The 18,568-nt window shown below is 65.9% G+C and carries 18 protein-coding genes and 1 other RNA gene; 17 read left to right on the top strand and 2 right to left on the bottom strand.

Annotated features, from left to right (window positions below; all coding sequences use genetic code 11):
- Positions 1 to 26 precede the first annotated feature (26 nt).
- The 3 genes from chrA to ABD923_RS02055 all read left to right on the top strand — a co-directional run bounded on the left by chrA (position 27) and on the right by ABD923_RS02055 (position 2,162).
- Positions 27 to 1,298, top strand: coding sequence for a chromate efflux transporter (gene chrA, locus ABD923_RS02065; RefSeq protein WP_259546943.1), 1,272 nt, complete (start codon positions 27 to 29; stop codon positions 1,296 to 1,298).
- Positions 1,299 to 1,405: 107 nt separating this feature from the next.
- Positions 1,406 to 1,573: a 50S ribosomal protein L33 gene (gene rpmG, locus ABD923_RS02060; protein WP_005630270.1), complete on the top strand. Its 168-nt coding sequence runs from the start codon at positions 1,406 to 1,408 to the stop codon at positions 1,571 to 1,573.
- A gap of 82 nt (positions 1,574 to 1,655) precedes the next feature.
- On the top strand, positions 1,656 to 2,162 hold the full coding sequence (locus tag ABD923_RS02055; RefSeq protein ID WP_259546945.1) for a GNAT family N-acetyltransferase: 507 nt from the start codon (positions 1,656 to 1,658) through the stop codon (positions 2,160 to 2,162).
- 57 nt (positions 2,163 to 2,219) lie between these two features.
- On the opposite strand, the gene ABD923_RS02050 is transcribed toward ABD923_RS02055, so the two are convergent.
- Positions 2,220 to 2,912, bottom strand: a complete 693-nt coding sequence (locus ABD923_RS02050; protein WP_259546947.1) for a metal-dependent hydrolase — start codon at positions 2,910 to 2,912, stop codon at positions 2,220 to 2,222.
- Between the two features lie 81 nt (positions 2,913 to 2,993).
- Positions 2,994 to 3,233 carry a hypothetical protein gene (locus tag ABD923_RS02045; protein ID WP_259546948.1) on the bottom strand — a complete coding sequence of 80 codons (240 nt, stop codon included), beginning with the start codon at positions 3,231 to 3,233 and terminating at the stop codon, positions 2,994 to 2,996.
- A 221-nt stretch (positions 3,234 to 3,454) separates the two neighbouring features.
- Between ABD923_RS02045 and gatC the strand changes: the two genes are divergently transcribed.
- The 14 genes from gatC to ABD923_RS01975 all read left to right on the top strand — a co-directional run bounded on the left by gatC (position 3,455) and on the right by ABD923_RS01975 (position 18,537).
- A complete protein-coding gene (gatC, locus tag ABD923_RS02040; protein WP_222188852.1) occupies positions 3,455 to 3,742 on the top strand; it encodes an Asp-tRNA(Asn)/Glu-tRNA(Gln) amidotransferase subunit GatC in 288 nt (95 codons plus the stop codon).
- A 5-nt stretch (positions 3,743 to 3,747) separates the two neighbouring features.
- Positions 3,748 to 5,232: an Asp-tRNA(Asn)/Glu-tRNA(Gln) amidotransferase subunit GatA gene (gene gatA, locus ABD923_RS02035; RefSeq protein WP_259546951.1), complete on the top strand. Its 1,485-nt coding sequence runs from the start codon at positions 3,748 to 3,750 to the stop codon at positions 5,230 to 5,232.
- Positions 5,233 to 5,266: 34 nt separating this feature from the next.
- Entirely contained in the window at positions 5,267 to 5,749 is a 483-nt protein-coding gene (locus ABD923_RS02030; RefSeq protein ID WP_259546953.1) for a hypothetical protein, read from the top strand.
- Between the two features lie 6 nt (positions 5,750 to 5,755).
- Positions 5,756 to 6,406, top strand: a complete 651-nt coding sequence (locus tag ABD923_RS02025) for an N-acetylmuramoyl-L-alanine amidase (RefSeq protein ID WP_259546954.1) — start codon at positions 5,756 to 5,758, stop codon at positions 6,404 to 6,406.
- A 33-nt stretch (positions 6,407 to 6,439) separates the two neighbouring features.
- An RNA gene (rnpB, locus tag ABD923_RS02020) (RNase P RNA component class A) lies at positions 6,440 to 6,803 on the top strand.
- Positions 6,804 to 6,902: 99 nt separating this feature from the next.
- Positions 6,903 to 8,711: a glycosyltransferase family 2 protein gene (locus ABD923_RS02015; protein ID WP_259546955.1), complete on the top strand. Its 1,809-nt coding sequence runs from the start codon at positions 6,903 to 6,905 to the stop codon at positions 8,709 to 8,711.
- A gap of 68 nt (positions 8,712 to 8,779) precedes the next feature.
- Positions 8,780 to 10,258 carry a hypothetical protein gene (locus tag ABD923_RS02010; protein ID WP_259546956.1) on the top strand — a complete coding sequence of 493 codons (1,479 nt, stop codon included), beginning with the start codon at positions 8,780 to 8,782 and terminating at the stop codon, positions 10,256 to 10,258.
- Positions 10,255 to 11,049: a hypothetical protein gene (locus tag ABD923_RS02005; RefSeq protein WP_259546957.1), complete on the top strand. Its 795-nt coding sequence runs from the start codon at positions 10,255 to 10,257 to the stop codon at positions 11,047 to 11,049. Before ABD923_RS02010 ends, ABD923_RS02005 begins: the two co-directional genes overlap by 4 nt.
- Complete coding sequence (locus ABD923_RS02000; protein WP_259546958.1) at positions 11,046 to 13,349, top strand: sulfatase-like hydrolase/transferase; 2,304 nt, start codon at positions 11,046 to 11,048, stop codon at positions 13,347 to 13,349. The genes ABD923_RS02005 and ABD923_RS02000 overlap by 4 nt, the downstream gene beginning before the upstream one ends.
- Before the next feature lie 275 nt (positions 13,350 to 13,624).
- Positions 13,625 to 14,434 carry a hypothetical protein gene (locus ABD923_RS01995; protein WP_259546960.1) on the top strand — a complete coding sequence of 270 codons (810 nt, stop codon included), beginning with the start codon at positions 13,625 to 13,627 and terminating at the stop codon, positions 14,432 to 14,434.
- On the top strand, positions 14,434 to 15,582 hold the full coding sequence (locus ABD923_RS01990) for a glycosyltransferase family 61 protein (protein ID WP_259547440.1): 1,149 nt from the start codon (positions 14,434 to 14,436) through the stop codon (positions 15,580 to 15,582). Before ABD923_RS01995 ends, ABD923_RS01990 begins: the two co-directional genes overlap by 1 nt.
- An 11-nt stretch (positions 15,583 to 15,593) precedes the next feature.
- Positions 15,594 to 16,457: a hypothetical protein gene (locus ABD923_RS01985; protein ID WP_259546963.1), complete on the top strand. Its 864-nt coding sequence runs from the start codon at positions 15,594 to 15,596 to the stop codon at positions 16,455 to 16,457.
- Between the two features lie 15 nt (positions 16,458 to 16,472).
- On the top strand, positions 16,473 to 17,345 hold the full coding sequence (locus tag ABD923_RS01980; protein ID WP_259546964.1) for a glycosyltransferase family 2 protein: 873 nt from the start codon (positions 16,473 to 16,475) through the stop codon (positions 17,343 to 17,345).
- 4 nt (positions 17,346 to 17,349) lie between these two features.
- Positions 17,350 to 18,537, top strand: a complete 1,188-nt coding sequence (locus ABD923_RS01975; protein ID WP_259546965.1) for a glycosyltransferase family 2 protein — start codon at positions 17,350 to 17,352, stop codon at positions 18,535 to 18,537.
- Positions 18,538 to 18,568 lie beyond the last annotated feature (31 nt).

Here is an 18,568-nt window from a genome sequence, read left to right as displayed (position 1 = left end):
GCCGGGCGCGGGGATAGATCACGGCAATGGAACCGCCCGCCCCCACCCTATCCGAGATTACCCGCGTATTCGGACGGATCGGCCTGCTCAGTTTTGGCGGGCCGGCGGCGCAGATCGCGCTGATGCATCGCGAGTTGGTCGAAGACCGCCCCTGGCTGACCGAGAAGCAATACCTGAACGCGCTGAGCTTCTGCATGCTCTTGCCCGGACCCGAAGCGATGCAACTGGCCACCTATGCCGGCTGGCGGCTGCACGGCACGCTCGGCGGCTTGATCGCGGGGCTTTTCTTCGTGGTGCCGGGGGCGCTGGTGATCCTGGCACTGGCCGCGCTTTATGCCACCTATGGCGACATCCCCTTGGCCGAGGCGCTGTTTCTGGGCATCAAGGCCGCCGTCATCGTCATCGTTGCACAGGCGTTGTGGCGCGTCTCGAAGAAAGCGCTGAGCGGGAGGCGCGCATGGGCGCTGGCCATCGCCGCCTTTCTGGGCCTGTTCGTCTTCGCCCTGCCCTTTCCGCTGATCGTCCTCGGCGCGGGGCTGATCGGCGCGATGACCGCCAGAGGCGGCGGCACGTCGCCACCCCATGCCGTGCCGATGGCGCGTACCCTGCACACCGTCCTTCTGTGGGGCGCGATCTGGCTGGTGCCGCTTGGCGCCCTCTGGCTGGTCGCCCCGGGCGGAACTCTGGCCGAGATCGGCCTGTTCTTCGCCAAGCTTGCCGTCGTGACCTTTGGCGGGGCCTATGCCGTGCTTGCCTGGATGGTGCAGGAGGTGGTCCAGACCCATGGCTGGCTGACAACGGCGCAGATGATGGACGCGCTGGGGCTGGCCGAGACCACGCCCGGCCCCCTGATCCTGGTGACCGAGTTCGTGGGGTTCCTGGCAGGGGCCTACGAGGGGGGCATCGCACTTGGCGTCGCGGCGGCGCTTGTCACGCTTTGGGTGACCTTTGCGCCCTGTTTCCTCTGGATCTTCGCGGGTGCGCCTTACGTCGAATGGATCGCCACGCAACCTCGCCTGACCGGCGCGCTGTCGGCCATCACGGCGGCCGTCGTGGGTGTCATCGCGAACCTCTCGCTCTGGTTCGCGCTGCATGTCGTCTTTGCCGAGGTCAGGCGGGTGGTCGCCGGCCCCGCGACCCTTTGGCTGCCCGAGGGGGCGACCTGGCAGCCGGATGCGGTGGTCCTGACGGGGGTGGCCGCGCTGCTGATCCTGTGGCGCAAACTCGACCTGATCCTGGCCCTGCCCCTGATGGCGCTGGCAGGCCTGGGGTGGCGCTTTGCCAGCGGGGCACTCTAGGCGCGTTTTCGCGGTTGACTCCTGCCCCGCCCAAGGTAAAAGGCGCACTCCACAGATTTGCGGACGCTGTTTTTGCGTCCCGCCCCGCTTAACCCGAGGAGCCCACCATGGCGAAGCCGACCACCATCAAGATCCGCCTGAACTCCACGGCGGGGACCGGCCACTTCTACGTGACCAAGAAAAACGCGCGCACCATGACCGAGAAGATGACCGTACGAAAGTACGATCCCGTCGCGCGCAAGCACGTCGAATACAAGGAAGGCAAGATCAAGTAAGATCGACCTCCATATTCCGACAGACCGGGCCGCGCACACACTGCGCGGCCTTTTTGTTTTTCAGGTCACGAAAGTCACAGCCATGCTGTCCGAGATCACGATACGGCCCACCACCGCCGCCGACATGGCGGCTATCGATACGCTCTTGTCCGAAAGCTACCCGGTCCTGCTTGGGCCCGATTACGAGACGGAGGTTCTGGAAACCTCCCTGCCCGTCATCGCGCGCGCCCGGCCCGAACTGGTGCGCTGCGGAAGCTACTATGTCGCCGAAGATTCGGCGGGCCGTGCGCTGGCCGCGGGCGGCTGGACCCATACCGGCCCGCAAGGGGGCGTCGGACCGCGCGACGTGGGCCATATCCGCCATGTCGTCACCCACCCGGATGCGACCCGGCAGGGCCTTGGCAGCGCCATTCTGGAACACTGCTTCGACAAGGCGCGGGCGCAGGGGATTACCTGGCTCTTGTGCCAGTCGACGCGCACGGCGGTGCCGTTCTACCGGATCATGGGGTTCGAGGATCGGGCAGAGATCGACATCACGCTGGAACCCGGCATCACTTTTCCCGCCGTCGAGATGGCGCGCGTTCTGTAAGCGGTGACCCGGAAATCTCGAGATTTCCGGGCCGTTTTCCTCGAGGAAAACGCTTACCTAGAGCTCGACCGTTTCACCCACTTCGGGCGCCACGACGTTGCGGCCCGGCAGGGCCGCAACCAGCGCCTCGGCGTCCTGCGCCAGAAGCGGGAAGGTCTTGTAATGGACCGGGATCACCGTCTTCAGATCGAAGAGTTTCGAGGCGGCATAGGCCGCGCGCTCCATATCCATGGTGAAATGCCCGCCGGCGCAGAGAATGCCGATCTCGGGCGTGTGCAGATCCTGAAGCACCTTCATGTCTGCCATCACGTCCGTATCGCCCGAGACGTAGACCGTCCGCCCCTCGCCACGGATCATGTAGCCAGCCTCACCCCCGGTATACATCGGGCCGTTCGGCGTCGCGATGGAAGAGGAATGCGTCGCGTTCACCATGGTCACGGCGACGTCGCCGATCATCACCGTGCCGCCCTTGTTGAACCCGGTGACCTCGATGCCCTCGGCCTCGCCCCAATGGCTCATCAATTCGTAGATGCCGTAGACCGGCACCCCAAGCTCCTTTGACAGCGCAACGGCATCGGTGGTGTGGTCGCCATGGCCATGGGTGATCAGGATGGCTGTCGCGCCCGCCAGCATGGCCGCACGCTTTTCGGCGGGCCACATCGGATTGCCGGTCTCCCAAGGATCGATCAAGAGAACCTGATCGCCGATCTCCAGGCGGATGCTGGCATGTCCGAGCCAAGTGTATTTCATGGTTACCCCCTGAACGTTGGATTGAATGCGCCTAGGGGGAGAGTGTCGCGCGCGCCTGGGCAGGTAAAGCCCCGGAACGCCTTACTCGGCCGGGAAGGCGTCGATCCGCCGGGCGGCAGCGTCCTGGTCGAGGACGCGGTTGCGCAGCGCGATTGCAAAAAGCGCCGACCACGCGCCCGCCAGGATCACGGCGACGGCAAGCGTGCTGGGAAAGTCCAATCCACGCATCATCAGAGGCGGGATGATCAGGATACAAGAGGTGAAAGACCCGATCATACCGGGAAACACGATACACAGGAAATTCTTTACAAATCGTTCCATGGGAGTGTCCCCTTTGAATGACGATTTCCGCATTTTCTCGCGTTCGACCGATGGTTGGCCTGAAAACCTGTCGGGAATGAGGCAAGCCAAAGGAATTCGCGCCCAATTCGTTGCAACATCACCGAATCCGACTGGTGCTTGCAGCGCCCCGGACGCCTCGCTAAACCCGCCGTGACGCGAAGGGCCCCGCCGGGGCCTGTCCGAGTGACGGAGACCGCCCGATGTCCATCGACACCGCAACCGCCGCCAAGGTGGCGAAACTCGCCCGCATCAAGGTCGAGGAAGAGGACCTGCCCGCGCTGGCACAGGAGTTCAACGCGATCCTCGGTTTCATCGAGCAGCTCAACGAGCTGAACGTGGATGATGTAGAGCCGATGACCAGCGTCGAGCCGATGCGCCTCAAGCGCCGCGAGGATGTCGTGACGGACGGCAACCAGCCCGAGAAGGTGCTGGCAAACGCACCCGACGCGCGCGAAGGCTTTTTCGCCGTGCCCAAGGTGGTGGAGTGATCGCCATGTCCGACCTGACCAAACTGACCATCGCCGAGGCCCGTGACGCGCTGCGCAAGGGCGATACGACCAGCGTCGAGCTGACCGAGGCTTGCCTGACGGCGATCGAGGGCGCAGATGCGCTTGGTGCTTTCGTGCACAAGACGCCCGAAATCGCGATGGACCGCGCCCAGGCTGCCGATGAGCGGATCAAGGCCGGCGATGCGCCCGCCATGTGCGGCATCCCCGTCGGCATCAAGGACCTGTTCTGCACCGAGGGCGTGGCCTCTCAGGCCGCCTCGAAAATCCTCGAAGGGTTCAAGCCGCAATACGAATCCACCGTGTCGGGCCAGTTGAAGGACGCGGGCGCCGTCATGCTGGGCAAGCTGAACATGGACGAATTCGCCATGGGCAGTTCCAACGAGACCAGCGTGTACGGAAACGCCGTGAACCCGTGGCGCGCCGAAGGATCGGCCGAAGCGCTGACGCCCGGTGGCTCGTCCGGTGGCTCGGCCAGCGCGGTTGCCGCCGACCTCTGCCTTGCCGCGACGGGCACGGACACCGGCGGCTCCATCCGTCAGCCCGCCGCCTTTACCGGGATCGTCGGCCTGAAGCCGACCTATGGCCGCTGCTCGCGCTGGGGCATCGTGGCCTTTGCCTCGTCGCTCGATCAGGCGGGGCCGATGACCAAGACGGTGCGCGACGCCGCCATCATGGGCCAGGCGATGATGGGCCATGACCCCAAGGATTCGACCAGCGCCGACCGGGCCGTGCCGGATTTCGAGGCGATGCTGACTGGCGACATTCGCGGCAAGGTCATCGGCATCCCCACCGAATACCGCATGGACGGCATGCCCGCCGAGATCGAGGCGCTTTGGGAAAAGGGCGCCGAGATGCTGCAGGACGCCGGGGCCGAGCTGCGCCAGATCAGCCTGCCACACACGAAATACGCCCTGCCCGCCTATTACGTGATCGCCCCCGCCGAAGCCTCGTCCAACCTGGCGCGGTATGATGGCGTGCGCTTTGGCTATCGCGCCAAGCTCGACCAGGGCGACGGCATCACCGAGATGTACGAAAAAACCCGGGCCGAGGGCTTCGGCGCCGAGGTGAAGCGCCGCGTGATGGTCGGGACCTACGTGCTGTCCGCCGGGTTCTACGACGCCTATTACAACCGCGCCCGCAAGGTCCGCGCGCTGATCAAGCGCGATTTCGACATGGTCTTTGCCGAAGGTGTCGATGCAATCCTGACGCCCGCCACCCCGTCCGCGGCATTCGAGCTGGGGCAAAGCTTCGACGACCCGGTGCAGATGTATCTCAACGACGTCTTTACCGTGACGGTGAACCTTGCCGGTCTGCCCGGCATCTCGGTGCCCGCAGGTCTCGACGCCAAGGGCCTTCCGCTTGGCCTCCAGTTGATCGGGCGTCCTTGGGAAGAGGGTGACCTGCTCAACACGGCCTACGCGCTGGAGAACGCCGCGGGCTTTGTGGCGAAGCCCGGGAAATGGTGGTAAATTCGGCTCAACGTTCCTCCGACGAGGCCGAGCAATGATAAGACGAAGCGTAATCGTGGCTGCGCTGGTGGCCCTGTCCGCCTGCGTGAGCGTTCCCAACGACATGCCCGAAACCACCGAGGCACGCGCCCAGGCCGCGTTCGAGGCGCGCCGCGCGCAGTTGCAAGGCACGCCCGCTGCAGCCCAACCCACCACACCGGCCCCGACGGATGATATCGCCGCCACGGCCGCCGCCGCGATTGCCGAGGCGGAAACGGGCGGCACGCCCCCGGCCACGCCGGCCACACCCGCTGCCCCGGCCCCTGCCGGTGTCGCAGCCCCGGCCGGTCGCGGCCTGCCCGCCCTGCCGGGCAGCAGCACGCCGCCGGATAACAGCGCACCGGGTTGTGCCCAGTTTGCCACCGCCGGCGCCGCGCAAAACTGGTTCATCGCCAATGGCGGGCCGAGCATCGACCCCGACAACCTCGATCCCGATGGCGACGGGTTCGTCTGCGGCTGGCGCCCGACGAACGGCTGAGGCGGCATGCGCTCTCCCAATCACGGGCCAAGGCGTGACGGGCTGCGTCCCGAACTGGTCGTGCTTCATTACACCGCGATGACGGAGTGCGCCGCGGCGGAAAAGGCCCTGTGCGACCCCGCGCGCGAGGTGTCCGCGCATTACCTGGTGTCGCGGACGGGCGAGGTCATTCAACTGGTCGATGAAAAGGCGCGCGCCTGGCATGCGGGTGCAGGCAACTGGCGCGGCGCGGGCGACGTCAATTCCCGCTCCATCGGCATCGAGTTGGACAATGACGGGGTTTCGCCGTTCGCCGCCCCCTTGATGGACGCGCTTGAGGGTCTGCTTCGCGGCATCCTTGAGCGCTGGAGCATCCCGCCCGAGGGCGTCATCGCCCATTCCGACATGGCGCCCGAGCGGAAATCCGACCCGGGCCCACGCTTCGACTGGCAGCGCCTTGCCCGCCAAGGGCTTGCCATCTGGCCCGATCCGGCCCCGCTCGGCACCGTCGATTCCGACCGCTTTCGCGCCGATGCGCTGGCCTTCGGCTACCCGGATGTCTCGGACGATCTGCTGCTCCGCGCGCTGCGCCTGCGCTTTCGGCCCTCGGTCAGCGGACCGCTCGACGCCGCCGATTGCGCCATCGCGGCCGAGCTTGCCGCCCGATATGGACGTTGACCGCGACCGCCCGCGCCCATAGATGACCCAGGCGCGGAGGGCCGGATGGCCGCGGGGTGGCAACACCGCGAGGAAAGTCCGGACTCCCTGAAGCAACGGTGCCGGGTAATGCCCGGGCGGAGCAATCCGACGGAAAGCGCCACAGAAATGAAACTACCCCGGTCCGCCGGGGAAAAGGTGAAACGGTGGGGTAAGAGCCCACCGCGCGCTTGGCAACAAGGGCGGCACGGCAAGCCCCACCGGGAGCAATGCCGAATAGGGATCGCATTACGGGGCGCTTCACCCCCGCGATCCGGGTTGGCAGCCAGAGCACACCGGCAACGGTGCGCCTAGAGGAATGGCCATCCAGAGGGGGCAACCCCTTGGACAGAATCCGGCTTACAGGCCCTCCGCGCGTATTTCCTGCTTTAGATCCGGCATGCCGGTGGATTCGCCCCCTTGGCCCGTGATATGCCGTGCACAAAGCAAGATAGCCCGCCGAGGGGCAGCTCAAATCGTGCAGCACCTGAAACCCACCTCCAAGCATGGCACCGTGATGGCGGTGTCTATGATGAAGGACGAGGCGCCCTTCCTGCTGGAATGGTTCGCCCATCACCTTGCTGTCGGCTTCACCGATATCCTCGTCTACACGAACGACTGTTCCGACGGGACGGTCGAGATGCTGCAACGGCTTGAGGAACTGGGGCTCGGCTATCACCGGCCCAACACCATCCCCGAGGGGCAGAAACCGCAGCCCTCCGCGCTGAACCACGCGCAGGCCGAACCGCTGGTGCGGGACGCCGACTGGGTGCTGGTCTTCGATGCCGACGAGTTCCTGGCGATCAACCACCCCTCCGGCACGCTGGAAGGAATGCTGGACGATGCCGTGGCCCTTGGGGCGAACGGGATCGTCATCACGTGGCGCATCTTCGGCTCGGGCGGCGTGGTCGACTGGTCGCGCGCCCCCGTGACCGAGCAATATACCCGCGCCGCGCCGCCGCTCTGGAACAAGGGCTGGGGGGTCAAGACGCTCTTCAAGTTTGACCACCAGTACTGGAAGCTCGGCATCCACCGGCCCTCGATCAAGAACAAGTGGTTGGAGACGGAGTTTCCCGACAGCGTGAAATGGCTCAACGGGTCGGGCCAGCCGATGGAGGATTATTTCAAGTTCCGCGGCTGGCGCTCGATCCGGCGCACGATCGGCTATGACTGGGCGCAGATGAACCACTACGCTGTGAAGTCGGTCGACAGCTACGCCGTGCGCAAGTTCCGCGGCAACGTGAACAACAAGAAAGACAAGTACAACGCCGATTACTGGTCGCTTCAGGACCGCAACGAGGTCGAGGATACCGCCATCCTGCGCCATGCGGAACGCCGGGCCGAGATCGTCGAGGAATTGCTGAAGGACCCCGTTCTGAACGAGTTGCACTATGCCGCGCTGGAGCGGGTGGAAAAGCGCCTCGACGATTACCGCCAGACCGAGGCCTACCAGCAGTTGCGCGACAGCCTGATCGAGGCGGGCAAGGTGCCGATCACGCAGGTCGAGGCCAAACCGCCGCAGGCCCGCGACCCCGCCAAGATCGCCGCGCTGATGAGCCGGGTCGAGAAGAAGGTGGCCGACCATCCCATGGAAGAACGCCGCAACGAAACGGTGGCGGGCTGGGCCGCGCCCGATGGCGACCCGTACATGGAGGGCACGATCGACATCTCGGGCGACATCGCCGTGGAATGGGTCGCCAACCATGACATCGAGTTGCCCGCCGACCCGCGCATCTTTGCGCCTGAGACACTCAGCGCGATCCTGATCGGCCGGTTCGAGCGCCGCCACGCGCGCAACATCGCGGGCTATCTGGACGGGTGCGCACGCGTGCTGGAAATCGGCACCGGGGTGGGCTTCATCCCCATGCGCACGATCTCGATCAGCCAGGGCTTGGTCTACATGGGTCAGGACAGCCGCGCGCCATTGATCGAGATGGCCAAGCGGATCGCCGCACGCAACGGGATCGAGGACACGTCACGCCTGAAGCTATCGGACGGCCCGCTGCGCTTGCCCAACGACGGCGCGTGTGAGGCCGGGGGCCTTGCCGCCTACCTGAATGACTTCCGCCCCGACGCCTTGCGCATCGCGCGGCCTGCTGACGTGCCACCCGACCTGCTGGGCAATCTCGATCTGAAGACGGTCAGGCGCATCCTCATCCCCTTCGTCTCGGACGAGCAGGCCGAAGCCTTTCGCAACGATTACACGCCGACGCTCAACGCCAAGGGCTTTGCCGAAGACGCGGATCGCGCCGGGTCCGGCAGCCTGCAATTCGACCGCCGACCGTGACAGCCCGGGGGCTTGGCGGCACAGCGGGGCGGGTCTAGTGTCGCGCCATAACACGACGGGAGAGGCCGGTGAGCGATACCCCTACGAATGACGAGTTGCAGCCCCCCAGCCATGGTGTCGTGGTCCATGCCCCCAATGGCGACGTGATCCGATACGATCCGTCCGGCCTGATCCTGCGCCTGTCCGACAAGGTCATCGAGGATATCGCGCTGCGCCTCGGGCAACGGCCCGTTTCACCCGGCGCGGCCCAACCCGATCAAGCGGATGCCGCTACAGAGGTGGATGCCGAGGCCGCGCTGGCGGGCGTCGACGCGTGGGATATCCGGCAAGAGGGACCCTGGCTGCGCTTTTCCGCACGGATGCCGGGCGAACAAGGCGTGCGCGGTTTCCGCAAACCCGTTTCAGGCGGTGATATCCTCGCCGACAGTCCCGGTGCGGTCCTCGGCATTCTCGGGCTGGGTGGCCCGCGCGCGGCCCTTGCCACGCCGCGCCCCCCGGCTTTCCCGCCGCATATCGTGGCGCCCGCGGACGATATCGGCGCGGTCGGGCATGCGGGCATCGAGGCCGCGCAGAAAACCGACCGGCTGGAACATCTGCGCGAGGTCACGCATGAGGCGCTCGTCGCCGAAACGATGCTCTACTGGCAGCTTGAGAAATACGAGCCGCTGCCCCTGTTCGTCACCCGCGTGGAAACCGACGGGTCAGCCACCGCCAAAGACCTCGCCAAGGGACAAGCCGCCGAGAACCTGCTGATCGCGGCCGAAAACCTGCGCGACGCCGCCCTGACCATGGGGCGCAAGCCGCGCCTTCTGGCGGTGTGCCTCGATTACGCGCTGGAGGATACCTCGTCCGATGCCACCGCCTTTCGCGACGGGATGCTGGCGCTGATGGATCGTCTGGAGACGGGCCTTTGGCACCGGGGCTACGACAAACCCCTGTTTGTTGCGCGCTTCGAATCCGGGTTGCCCGATGTCGCACCCGCCGCCGCGCTCGATGGGCAATGGGAACTGAGCTGGAACCACGGCGATCACAAACTGATCCACTCCGCCCCCGCCTACATGTTCGCCCTCGACGCCTTCGACCGCCCGACCGAGGACGCCCGCGTCCAGATGGCCGAGATGACCGCCGCCGCCATTGCCGCTGGCCCCGACTGGCGCTGCCCCACCCTGTTCCTCGCCGAGCGTGAGGCGGGCGCACCCGAGGTGATCCGGGTCATCGCACAAGGCGCGGGCGAGTTGGTGATCGACCCTGACGACTTGCTTGGGGCCGGTGATGCGGCGGGCTTCCACCTGACCGGCGACACCAGCGATGCGCAGATCATGAATGTCGAGATCGCGCCGGATGATCCCCAGGCGGTCCTCGTCCATTGCGATCGTGCGCCCGAGGGCCCCGACCTGCGCCTCGCCTATGCCTGCGGGGCCGAGGCGCATGGCGGCCGCAACACCGGGGCGTTGCGCGATACCTGGTGGCTCGACAGCCGGACCGACACGCGCCTCTACCGATGGGCCCTGCCTGCACATCTGCCGATCCAGCGGGGCCGCGCATGAACCTTGCCCTCGACACCCCCTTGCCGCCCGGGGCGCTTTGCGACGATGCCGCCGGCGTCCTGGCACCCGCCTTCGCCGCTACGCGCACGCTTTGGTGGCACGGGGCCGAAGCCGACATGGCCACCGACAAGACTGGCGCGGTGACCCATTGGCATCCCCGGTCGGGCGAGATCACCATGCGACCCACCAAGCCGAACGAGGGCAACGGCACGCTCGGCTTCGCCGGAGACCTGACCGGCTTGCAATGCCGCCACGGTGCGCAATCCGGCCTTTTCGCGGACCGCGCCATTCCCGGCGACGCGGCGACCGCCACCATCGCGATCCGCTGGTATGTTGCCGAGGGGGACGAGGCGCGCACGCTTTTCACGCTGAACACCGCCGTCCACGCCGCCGAGGAAGGTGGGGGCAACTACCTGTTTCTCAGCGCCGACGCGTCGACCCTCACGTCCAAGGACGACGCCAATACGGTCGAAACCAGCCTGCCGCTGCCAAATTCCGATGCGCCGCGGATGGCCATCGTCTCGCTCCATGCGGGGCGCATGGCGCTGCAGCTTCTCGGCGCGGACAGGGCCGAGGCGCGCTCACCGACCCCAATCCTCACGGGCCCGGCCAGCCTGTTTCTCGGCTGCCGCAACCAGCGGCCCCGGCTTGTGAAAACGCTCGGCGGGGCACTTATCCTCGATGCATGGCTCTGGCCGGGGCGCGCGTTGCTCCACTCGGACACGGACGAGGACCGCGCGCTACTGACCGCCTTGCATCGCTACCGTCTCTGGTCGGAGGACGCGGCATGAGCTTTTCCCCGGACGCCATCGCCGAGAGCCATATCTGCCTGATCTGGGTCGACGACATGATCGACGTCTACACCTGGCGCGACAGTTTCGGCATCCGCATCGAGACGCCAAATCTCGACCGGTTCATGGCAAAAGCCGCGCGCTTTTCGAACGCGTATGCCACGGTGCCGCTCTGCGCCCCCTGCCGGGCCGAAATCGCGACGGGTCTGTCGCCCTTCCGCACGGGTCTGGTCGATCTCAACCGGTTCTGGCGCGACGTGATGCGCCCCGAACGCGCCTGGCAATACGACCTGCGGCGCGCCGGGTTCTATACCTTCACCACGGGCAAGGTGGACAGCAATTACCAACCCATGCCCGAGGAGTATCGCCGCATCCTTTTCCACGAGGAACCGGCCGCCGAGGACAAGGGCAAGCGCCGCGGCGTGCACGCCTATCTCGACCGTGGGCCGGGCATCAAAGGCGTGAACCATCCCGACGATGACGGCAGCCAGGATGACCGGTTCTACGACCATTGGGTCGCCCAGAACGCCATCGACTTCCTCGACCGTGCCGACCCGACGCGGCGCAGCCTGATCCAGCTTGGCTTCAAGCATCCGCATTACAACCTGATCACGCCCGACCGCTTCTACGCGCAATACGATCCCGCCGCGATCCGCTGGCCCGACATCGCGCATGCCGAGGATTACTTCGGCCCCCAACCCGGCTTCGCCGTCTACGAGGCCGCCTATATCGCGAACGGCGTCTGGACCCCCGAAAAAGCCGGGGACGAGGCCTGGCGGCAAGTCGTGCGCGCCTATTTCGCCGCGATTTCCCATGTCGATCACGAGATCGGGCGCTTTCTCGATGCGCTGGAAGCCTCCCCTCTGGGGCAGAACACGACCGTCATCTTCCTCAGCGATAACGGCTTCAACCTCGGCAATCACGACAGTTTCCACAAGATGAGCCAATGGGACAGCGCCGCGCATATCCCGCTTGGCATCTGGCACCCGTCGATGGAGCGCGGCACCGAGATCGACATGCCCGTCAGCCTGCACAACATCCCCAAAACGATCATGCAACTGGCCGGTCTACCGCCACGCCCCGACTGGACCTCGGGCCAATCTCTGCTGCCCCTGATCGGCGAAGGCTTCGGCCGCTTCGACGATACGAAATCGCCTGCCACCTCGGTCTTCGGCACACTGTCCGTCCGCCCCTCGGTCGAGGGCTATCGCCACCTGCGCTACTTCCGTTACCCGAACGGCGAAGAGCACGTCTACGACATCGAGACGGACCCGGGCGAGACCGAGAACCTCGTCGAGACGGCGCCGATGGAGTTTCTGCGCGCCGAACTGGTCAAGGGCGCGCTGGCGCTCGGGCTCGACCTGCGCGGCTACGAGAACCCCGCCGATGGCGTCAACGCAATGATGGCCGTCGATGGCTCGGTCATTCTTGCCGGTGGGCGCGGCGACAACGATTACTGGGCCTATGGGTCAGATGCCGAGAAGATCCGCGAAGAGAAAGACGGCGGCACCGATACGCTGTGGTACATGGCCGGACCGGATGACTACGTGCTGCACTGCCCCGCCAATGTCGAAAAGATCCGCATCGCCACCGTCGTTTCCCGCAACGAGGCGGATGGCAAGGAAGGCAAGCGCCTCAAGATCGTCGCCCACCCCGACAGCCCGATCGAGTTCGAGACCTCGGAACGCGTCGAGATCGACCTCAAAGGCTCGGACGGCGACGACATCATGATCGGACCGAAACACGGGGCCGCCACCTTCTACGGCGGCGGCGGCAATGACCTGATGATCGCCAAGGCCAAGCAGGCCAACCGCCGCCATGCCTTCTATGGCGAGGCCGGCAATGACACGCTCCATGGCGGGCCGGGCCGCGACACGCTGGATGGCGGCACGGGCGATGACGTTATCCATGGCAATTCGGGGCGCAACCATATCTATGGCGGCCACGGCAACGACCTGATCCACGATGGCGAAGGGGCGTCGACCATCGACACCGGCCCCGGCCGCAACAAGCTCCACCTCGGCGCGGGCGACCATGTCGTGCATGTGGGGGCCGGCATGACCCGGATCGAGGCCGAACCCGGCGCGAAAACCTTCCACATTGCTCCGGGCGGCGTCACGATCATCGACGGGTGGACGCCGGACCAACGCTACGACCTGTCCGCCTGGCCAACGCCCCCCAAACTCACGACACCGGGTCCGCAGCAGGTCCGCCTGCGCACGGGCCTCACGATCCTGGATCTTCACGGCGTGCCCGAGGGGGCCGACATCGCGGCCCAGATCATCCAGCCCGACACCTGACCCAATCTTTCATCTTGGCCAAAAACTCTCGGGGGAGCGCGAGGGGGCAGACAGCCCCCTCGCCCGCGGCACAGCCGCGCGCGCCGGGCGGGGTTCGATGCCCCGTCCGGCGCGCCCCGGTCAAACCTGCGATGCGGCCGCTCTCATTTCTGCAACAGGCCACGAAAACGCCGTGCAAAGGCTTTGCCTTCGGCAGGCAAATCGGGGAGATTGACCGCCAACGACCAAGCGCGGCCCAAGCCGTCCCGTAACGAGCAGCAACAAGGGGATCCTTCGTGGAACTCAACCGTCGTCCTGTCGCCTCTCTGTGGATTGGCGACCGTTTGCAGTATCTCAACCAGCTCTGTCTGAAATCGCATCTGCGCCATGGGCATCCGGTCACGCTCTACTGCACGGACACGGTCACCAACGCCCCCGAAGGCGTCGAAATCCGCCCGGCGACCGAGATCATGGATATCCCGATGGATATCGTGGAGCAGACCTCGGCCAGCTTCCTGTCGAATGTCTTTCGCTACAAGATGATCCAGAAGACCGGCGCGATCTGGATCGATTGCGACGCCTTCTGCCACAAGCCCTTTCCCGATGAGTGGGAATGGATCTTTGCAGGCCACGGCATGCGCGGGGCGCTGAATTGCGGGGTCGTCGGCCTTCCGCAGCAGTGCGACCTGATGGACCTGCTGCTCGATTACTACGAGAACCTGCCCGACGTCCCGCCCTGGTGGAACAAGAACCAGCGCAAGAAGATCACGCGCCAGAACGATGGCCTCCCGCACGCGGTAAAGATCTACAAGACCGAGCGCACGGCCTTCGGCCCGCAGGCTTTCACGTATTTCGCCCAGCAGACCGGCGATTACGACCGTGCCATGACGCCGGACGCGCTCTACCCGGTTCCGTTCCAGCTCAACGACATTTTCTACGACCCCCATGGCCGCGTGGAAGGCTGGTTCACCGACAAAACGGTCTCGGTCCATCTCTACACCAACGGCACCAAGCCATGGTGGCGCAAGAACCCGCCGCTCGAGAACTCCTACGCCTGGCGCATGTGCCAGGAGGTCGGGATCACGCCAGAGGACGCGCTTGAGTGATGGAGGCCGCCGCGACAGCTGAGGCGGCGCTCGTTTTCGACCCGAGCCGCCGGATCGACTGGACGCCGCACTGGCACACGGACACGCTCGTCGTGCCATGGGGGGCCAACGCGGCCCCCGGCGCGAGGCGTGCGGCCGGTCTTTTCGACAATCAGGGCCGTCTTCTCCCCGAAGGTCACTGTTATCGCTACATGGCCGGCCCGATCACCATTGAACCGGAATTGCCGGAAGAGGCGGACACGCCCGAGGAGCTACCCGGCAAATGGCTGTTCGGGGGGCTGTTCTATGGCCATTTCGGCCACTTCCTCGTGGAGACCACCAGCCGACTTTGGGCGCTGGAGGCCCTGGAAGCGCTCGGTGGCGTGGATGGGATCATTTTCCACCCGAAGAACCAGTTCACCCACGAACGCCGCCAGTACAAGCATCTGGAACCGTTCTTTGATGCGCTTGGGCTGTCGCACCTTCAGTTGCGCGCACCGCAAAGCCCGGTTCGCGTCGAGAAGCTGGCCGTGCCGGACCCCGGCTTCGGCATTGCCGAGATGGCCGCGGGCCGGCCCGAGTACCGCGACTGGATGCGGGCCAATCTCGGGCGGGATATCGCGCCAAACGCCGCCGAGGATATCTACATTTCCCGCTCCGAACTTCCGGCCAAGCGCGGCTCGGTCGTGCTCGAGAGCCGGATCGAGGCCCTGATGGAAGACGCGGGATACACCGTCTTCCATCCGCAGAACTACCCGCTCGACGCGCAGATCGCGACCTACAAGGGCGCACGGCGGATCGTGTCGCTCGATGCGTCCTCGCTGCACCTGGCGGCCATGCTGGTTCCGACCGGTGCGAAGGTCGCCATCCTCAATCGCGGACCCTCCAACAACATCGAGGACTATGTTCGCCAGTTCCGGCATTTCGCCCAGATCGACCCGCTGCGGATCGAGGCCGTGACCGGCTTCTTCCACCCCATTGGCCGCCGGATCATCAAGCGCGAAACACATGCCCTTCTGGACTTTCCGGCGGTTGGGCAAGCCCTCGAAGAGGCCGGGTTCATTGCGTCCGCGTCAGGCTGGACCACCCCCGACACGGCCACCATCACAGCGGCCACTGACGCGATTGCCGCGCGGCTGGACGAACCGCTCGGATTTTTCGAGACCTGAGGAGACAGCCCTTGGCCAAGGACTTCGCCTGCGCCCTGACCCATGTGCGCCACGAGGGGTATTTCCTCGAAAAGTGGATCGCCTACTACGGCGGCCTTTTCGGACGCGAAAACCTCCATGTCGTGATCGACGGGGACGATTGGGAACCGGATGTGGACCTGACCGGCATCCAGACCGAGGTGCTGCTCGACGCGCCCCGCCGCCGCATCCGGAACGATCGCTTCATGGCTAAGGAAATGTCGGGCCGCGCCAACACCCTGCGCAAGCGGTACGAGCATGTCATCCGTGGCGACGTGGACGAATATGTGGTGATCGACCCCGATAGCGGGCTGGGCTGGGAAGACGCGTTCAAGGAACTGACGGAAGAGGGCTACATCTTCGCCCTCGGCGTCGACATCGTCGAGGCCGATACCGAGGCCACCCCCATCGACCGCGCCGCGCCGATCCTCGGCCAGCGCCGGCACGGCTTCGTCGCCGACCGCTACACCAAGCCCTTCGTCATCACCCGCTGGAACAACTGGGCGGGCGGCGCACACCGGCTTCTCAACCGCCCCACGGTGATCTCGAACCATTTCTTCCTGTTCCACATGGCGCTGGCCGACAAGACCGTGGCAGAGGAGCGGTTGGCCGCACGGGGCGGGCTGCAACAGCACAAGTCCTTCGTCGACCACCAGACGGGGCGGCTTGATGCGATCGCCGATGACGGCTTGGCCGACCCGATCGACTTCGCCGAGGCCTGCGACATCGGCCGTGCCCAGTTTCCCGTCGAACCGGATGGCTCCGTGGCCAAGCGCCCCCGCCCCGCCACGGACCCGCGCGCCACCGAACAGGGCCTGCCCACCACGGTGCCCGATCGGTTCTTCGGCCTTGTCTGATCGGCGCAAGATCCCATGACCCTGACCGTCATCACCATCGCCAAGGAACCGCTTCCCATCCTGCACCGGTTCCTCGACTGGCATCTGGGCCAGGGCGCGGATCGCATCATCCTTTTTCTCGACGATCCCGAGGACGATGCGCTGGCCGCCTTCGCCGACGAGCCGCGGATCGACATGCGCCCCTGCACGCCCGGATTCTGGAAAACCCTGGGCCTCGGCCCCGACAAGCGCTTTACCCGACGCCAGAACGCGGCCCTGACCGCCGGCTATCACGAGGTGAGCGAGGGCTGGGTCCTGATCCTCGACGCGGACGAGTTGATGTGGTTTCCGGGCATGACCCTGGCCGAGGCGATCCGGACATTTCCCGCCGACATCCCCTCGGTCCGCGTTGCGACGGCCGAGCAGGTGTTTCTCGACGACGGGACGGAGGGGTTGCGCCTGCCCATCCCGCGCGAGGCCGTGAACCGCCTCTATGGCGCGGATGCCGACCTGTTCCGCGGCCGGTTCGGGCTGGTCGGCCACCCGGAAGGCAAGAGCTTTCATCGCGCGGGCATTCCGGGGGCCAGCTTCAAGATGCATTGGGGGTTCGACAGCGCGGGCGACCGGCTGGAGGAGTTGACCCTTGGGCCAAGGGATGGCGGCCATCTCGTCCATTTCGGCGCCCCGACTTATGAAAACTGGCGGGCCAAGATGGAGTGGCGCACCGGGTCCTGGGGCTTCACGTCCCCGGTGAAGGAGGCCCTGCGCGACGCAGGCGATGATGCGGATGCCGAGGCCGCCTATCGCGCCCTTTATGACAAGTTCTACCGGCTGGATGCCGACATGGCCGCGCGGCTTGAAGCCGAGGGCGGGCTGCTCCGTGCCGGGCCGCCCGCGCGGGGGATCTAGCGCCATGAGCCGCGTCACGGCCCTGACCATGATGCGAGACGAGGCACCTGCCCTGCTCGAATGGGTCGCCTTCCAGAAACTGATCGGGATCGAGCGGGTCATCGTCTACACGAATGCCTGCCGCGACGGGACCGATGCCATGCTGGACCGGCTTGCCCGGATGGACGAAGGCATCCTCCACCGCCGAAACCCCGTTGCCCCGGGCGGCAAGCCGCAGCCGACCGCGCTCAGCCATGCGCAGACCCTGCCCGAGACGGTCGAGACCGACTGGCTCATCACGCTCGATGCGGACGAGTTCCTGAACATCAAGCCCGGCGCGGGCCGGGTATCCGACCTTCTGGCGGCCGTACCCGAAGACACCCAAGGCATCGTCGTGACATGGCGCATGATGGGATCGAACGGGCTGACCGACTGGACCCCCGGCCTTGTGACCGAGGCCTATACGCGGGGCGCCCCGGACGCGTTTCGCAAGGGCTGGGGCGTGAAAACGCTTTTCCGCCCCTTTCCCGATCTCAAGCTCGGCATCCATCGCCCGAGTGTGAAGGGGGCGGGCAAGGACCCCGAGCGCAAGGAACGCCTGCTGTCCATGGCGTGGGTCAATGGCTCTGGCCAGCCGATGACACGGCAATTCATGGATGGCATGTGGCGATCTTCGGCCGCGACCTTGGGCTACGACCTGGTCGAGTTGCCGCATTTCGCCGTGAAAAGCCGCGAGGCCTATTTGCTGAGACAACTGCGGGGCAACGTCAACGCCAAGCCCGACAAATACGACGCGACGTATTTCGGCATCTTCGACCGGAACGAGACCGAACAGACCAGCCTCACCCGCCACCTCCCCGAACTTCGCGACCGGATCGCCGACTACTTGCAGGACCCGGTGCTGTCCGACCTTCACGCGCGCGGCATGGCTTGGCACGCGGCACAGATCGACCGCCTGCGCACCCAACCCGATCACGCCGACAGGATGGCTGCCCTCGCCCGCGCCTCGGACATCCCCTTCGATCGCCTCGACACGATGCTGTTTACCCAGCCGCTCGCGCCCCGTGGGAAACAGATGGTCGCGGAGTTGAAGAGCAAGGGCGTGCCGGAGGCCGAGATCGCGCGCATCGTCGCGCAGTCCGTGGCGAAACTCGAAGTGCAGCGCGATGCCCGGGACTTTGCCGAGTTGCGCGCCCGCGGGATCATCGACTGACGCGCGCCCAGGGGCCGAAAAATCTTGGCGA

The organism is [Roseibacterium] beibuensis, assembly GCF_039542305.1.
Lineage (GTDB): Bacteria > Pseudomonadota > Alphaproteobacteria > Rhodobacterales > Rhodobacteraceae > Roseibacterium > Roseibacterium beibuensis.
Note: the sequence above shows the minus strand (reverse complement) of the source record. Positions and strands in the feature narration are given on the sequence as shown.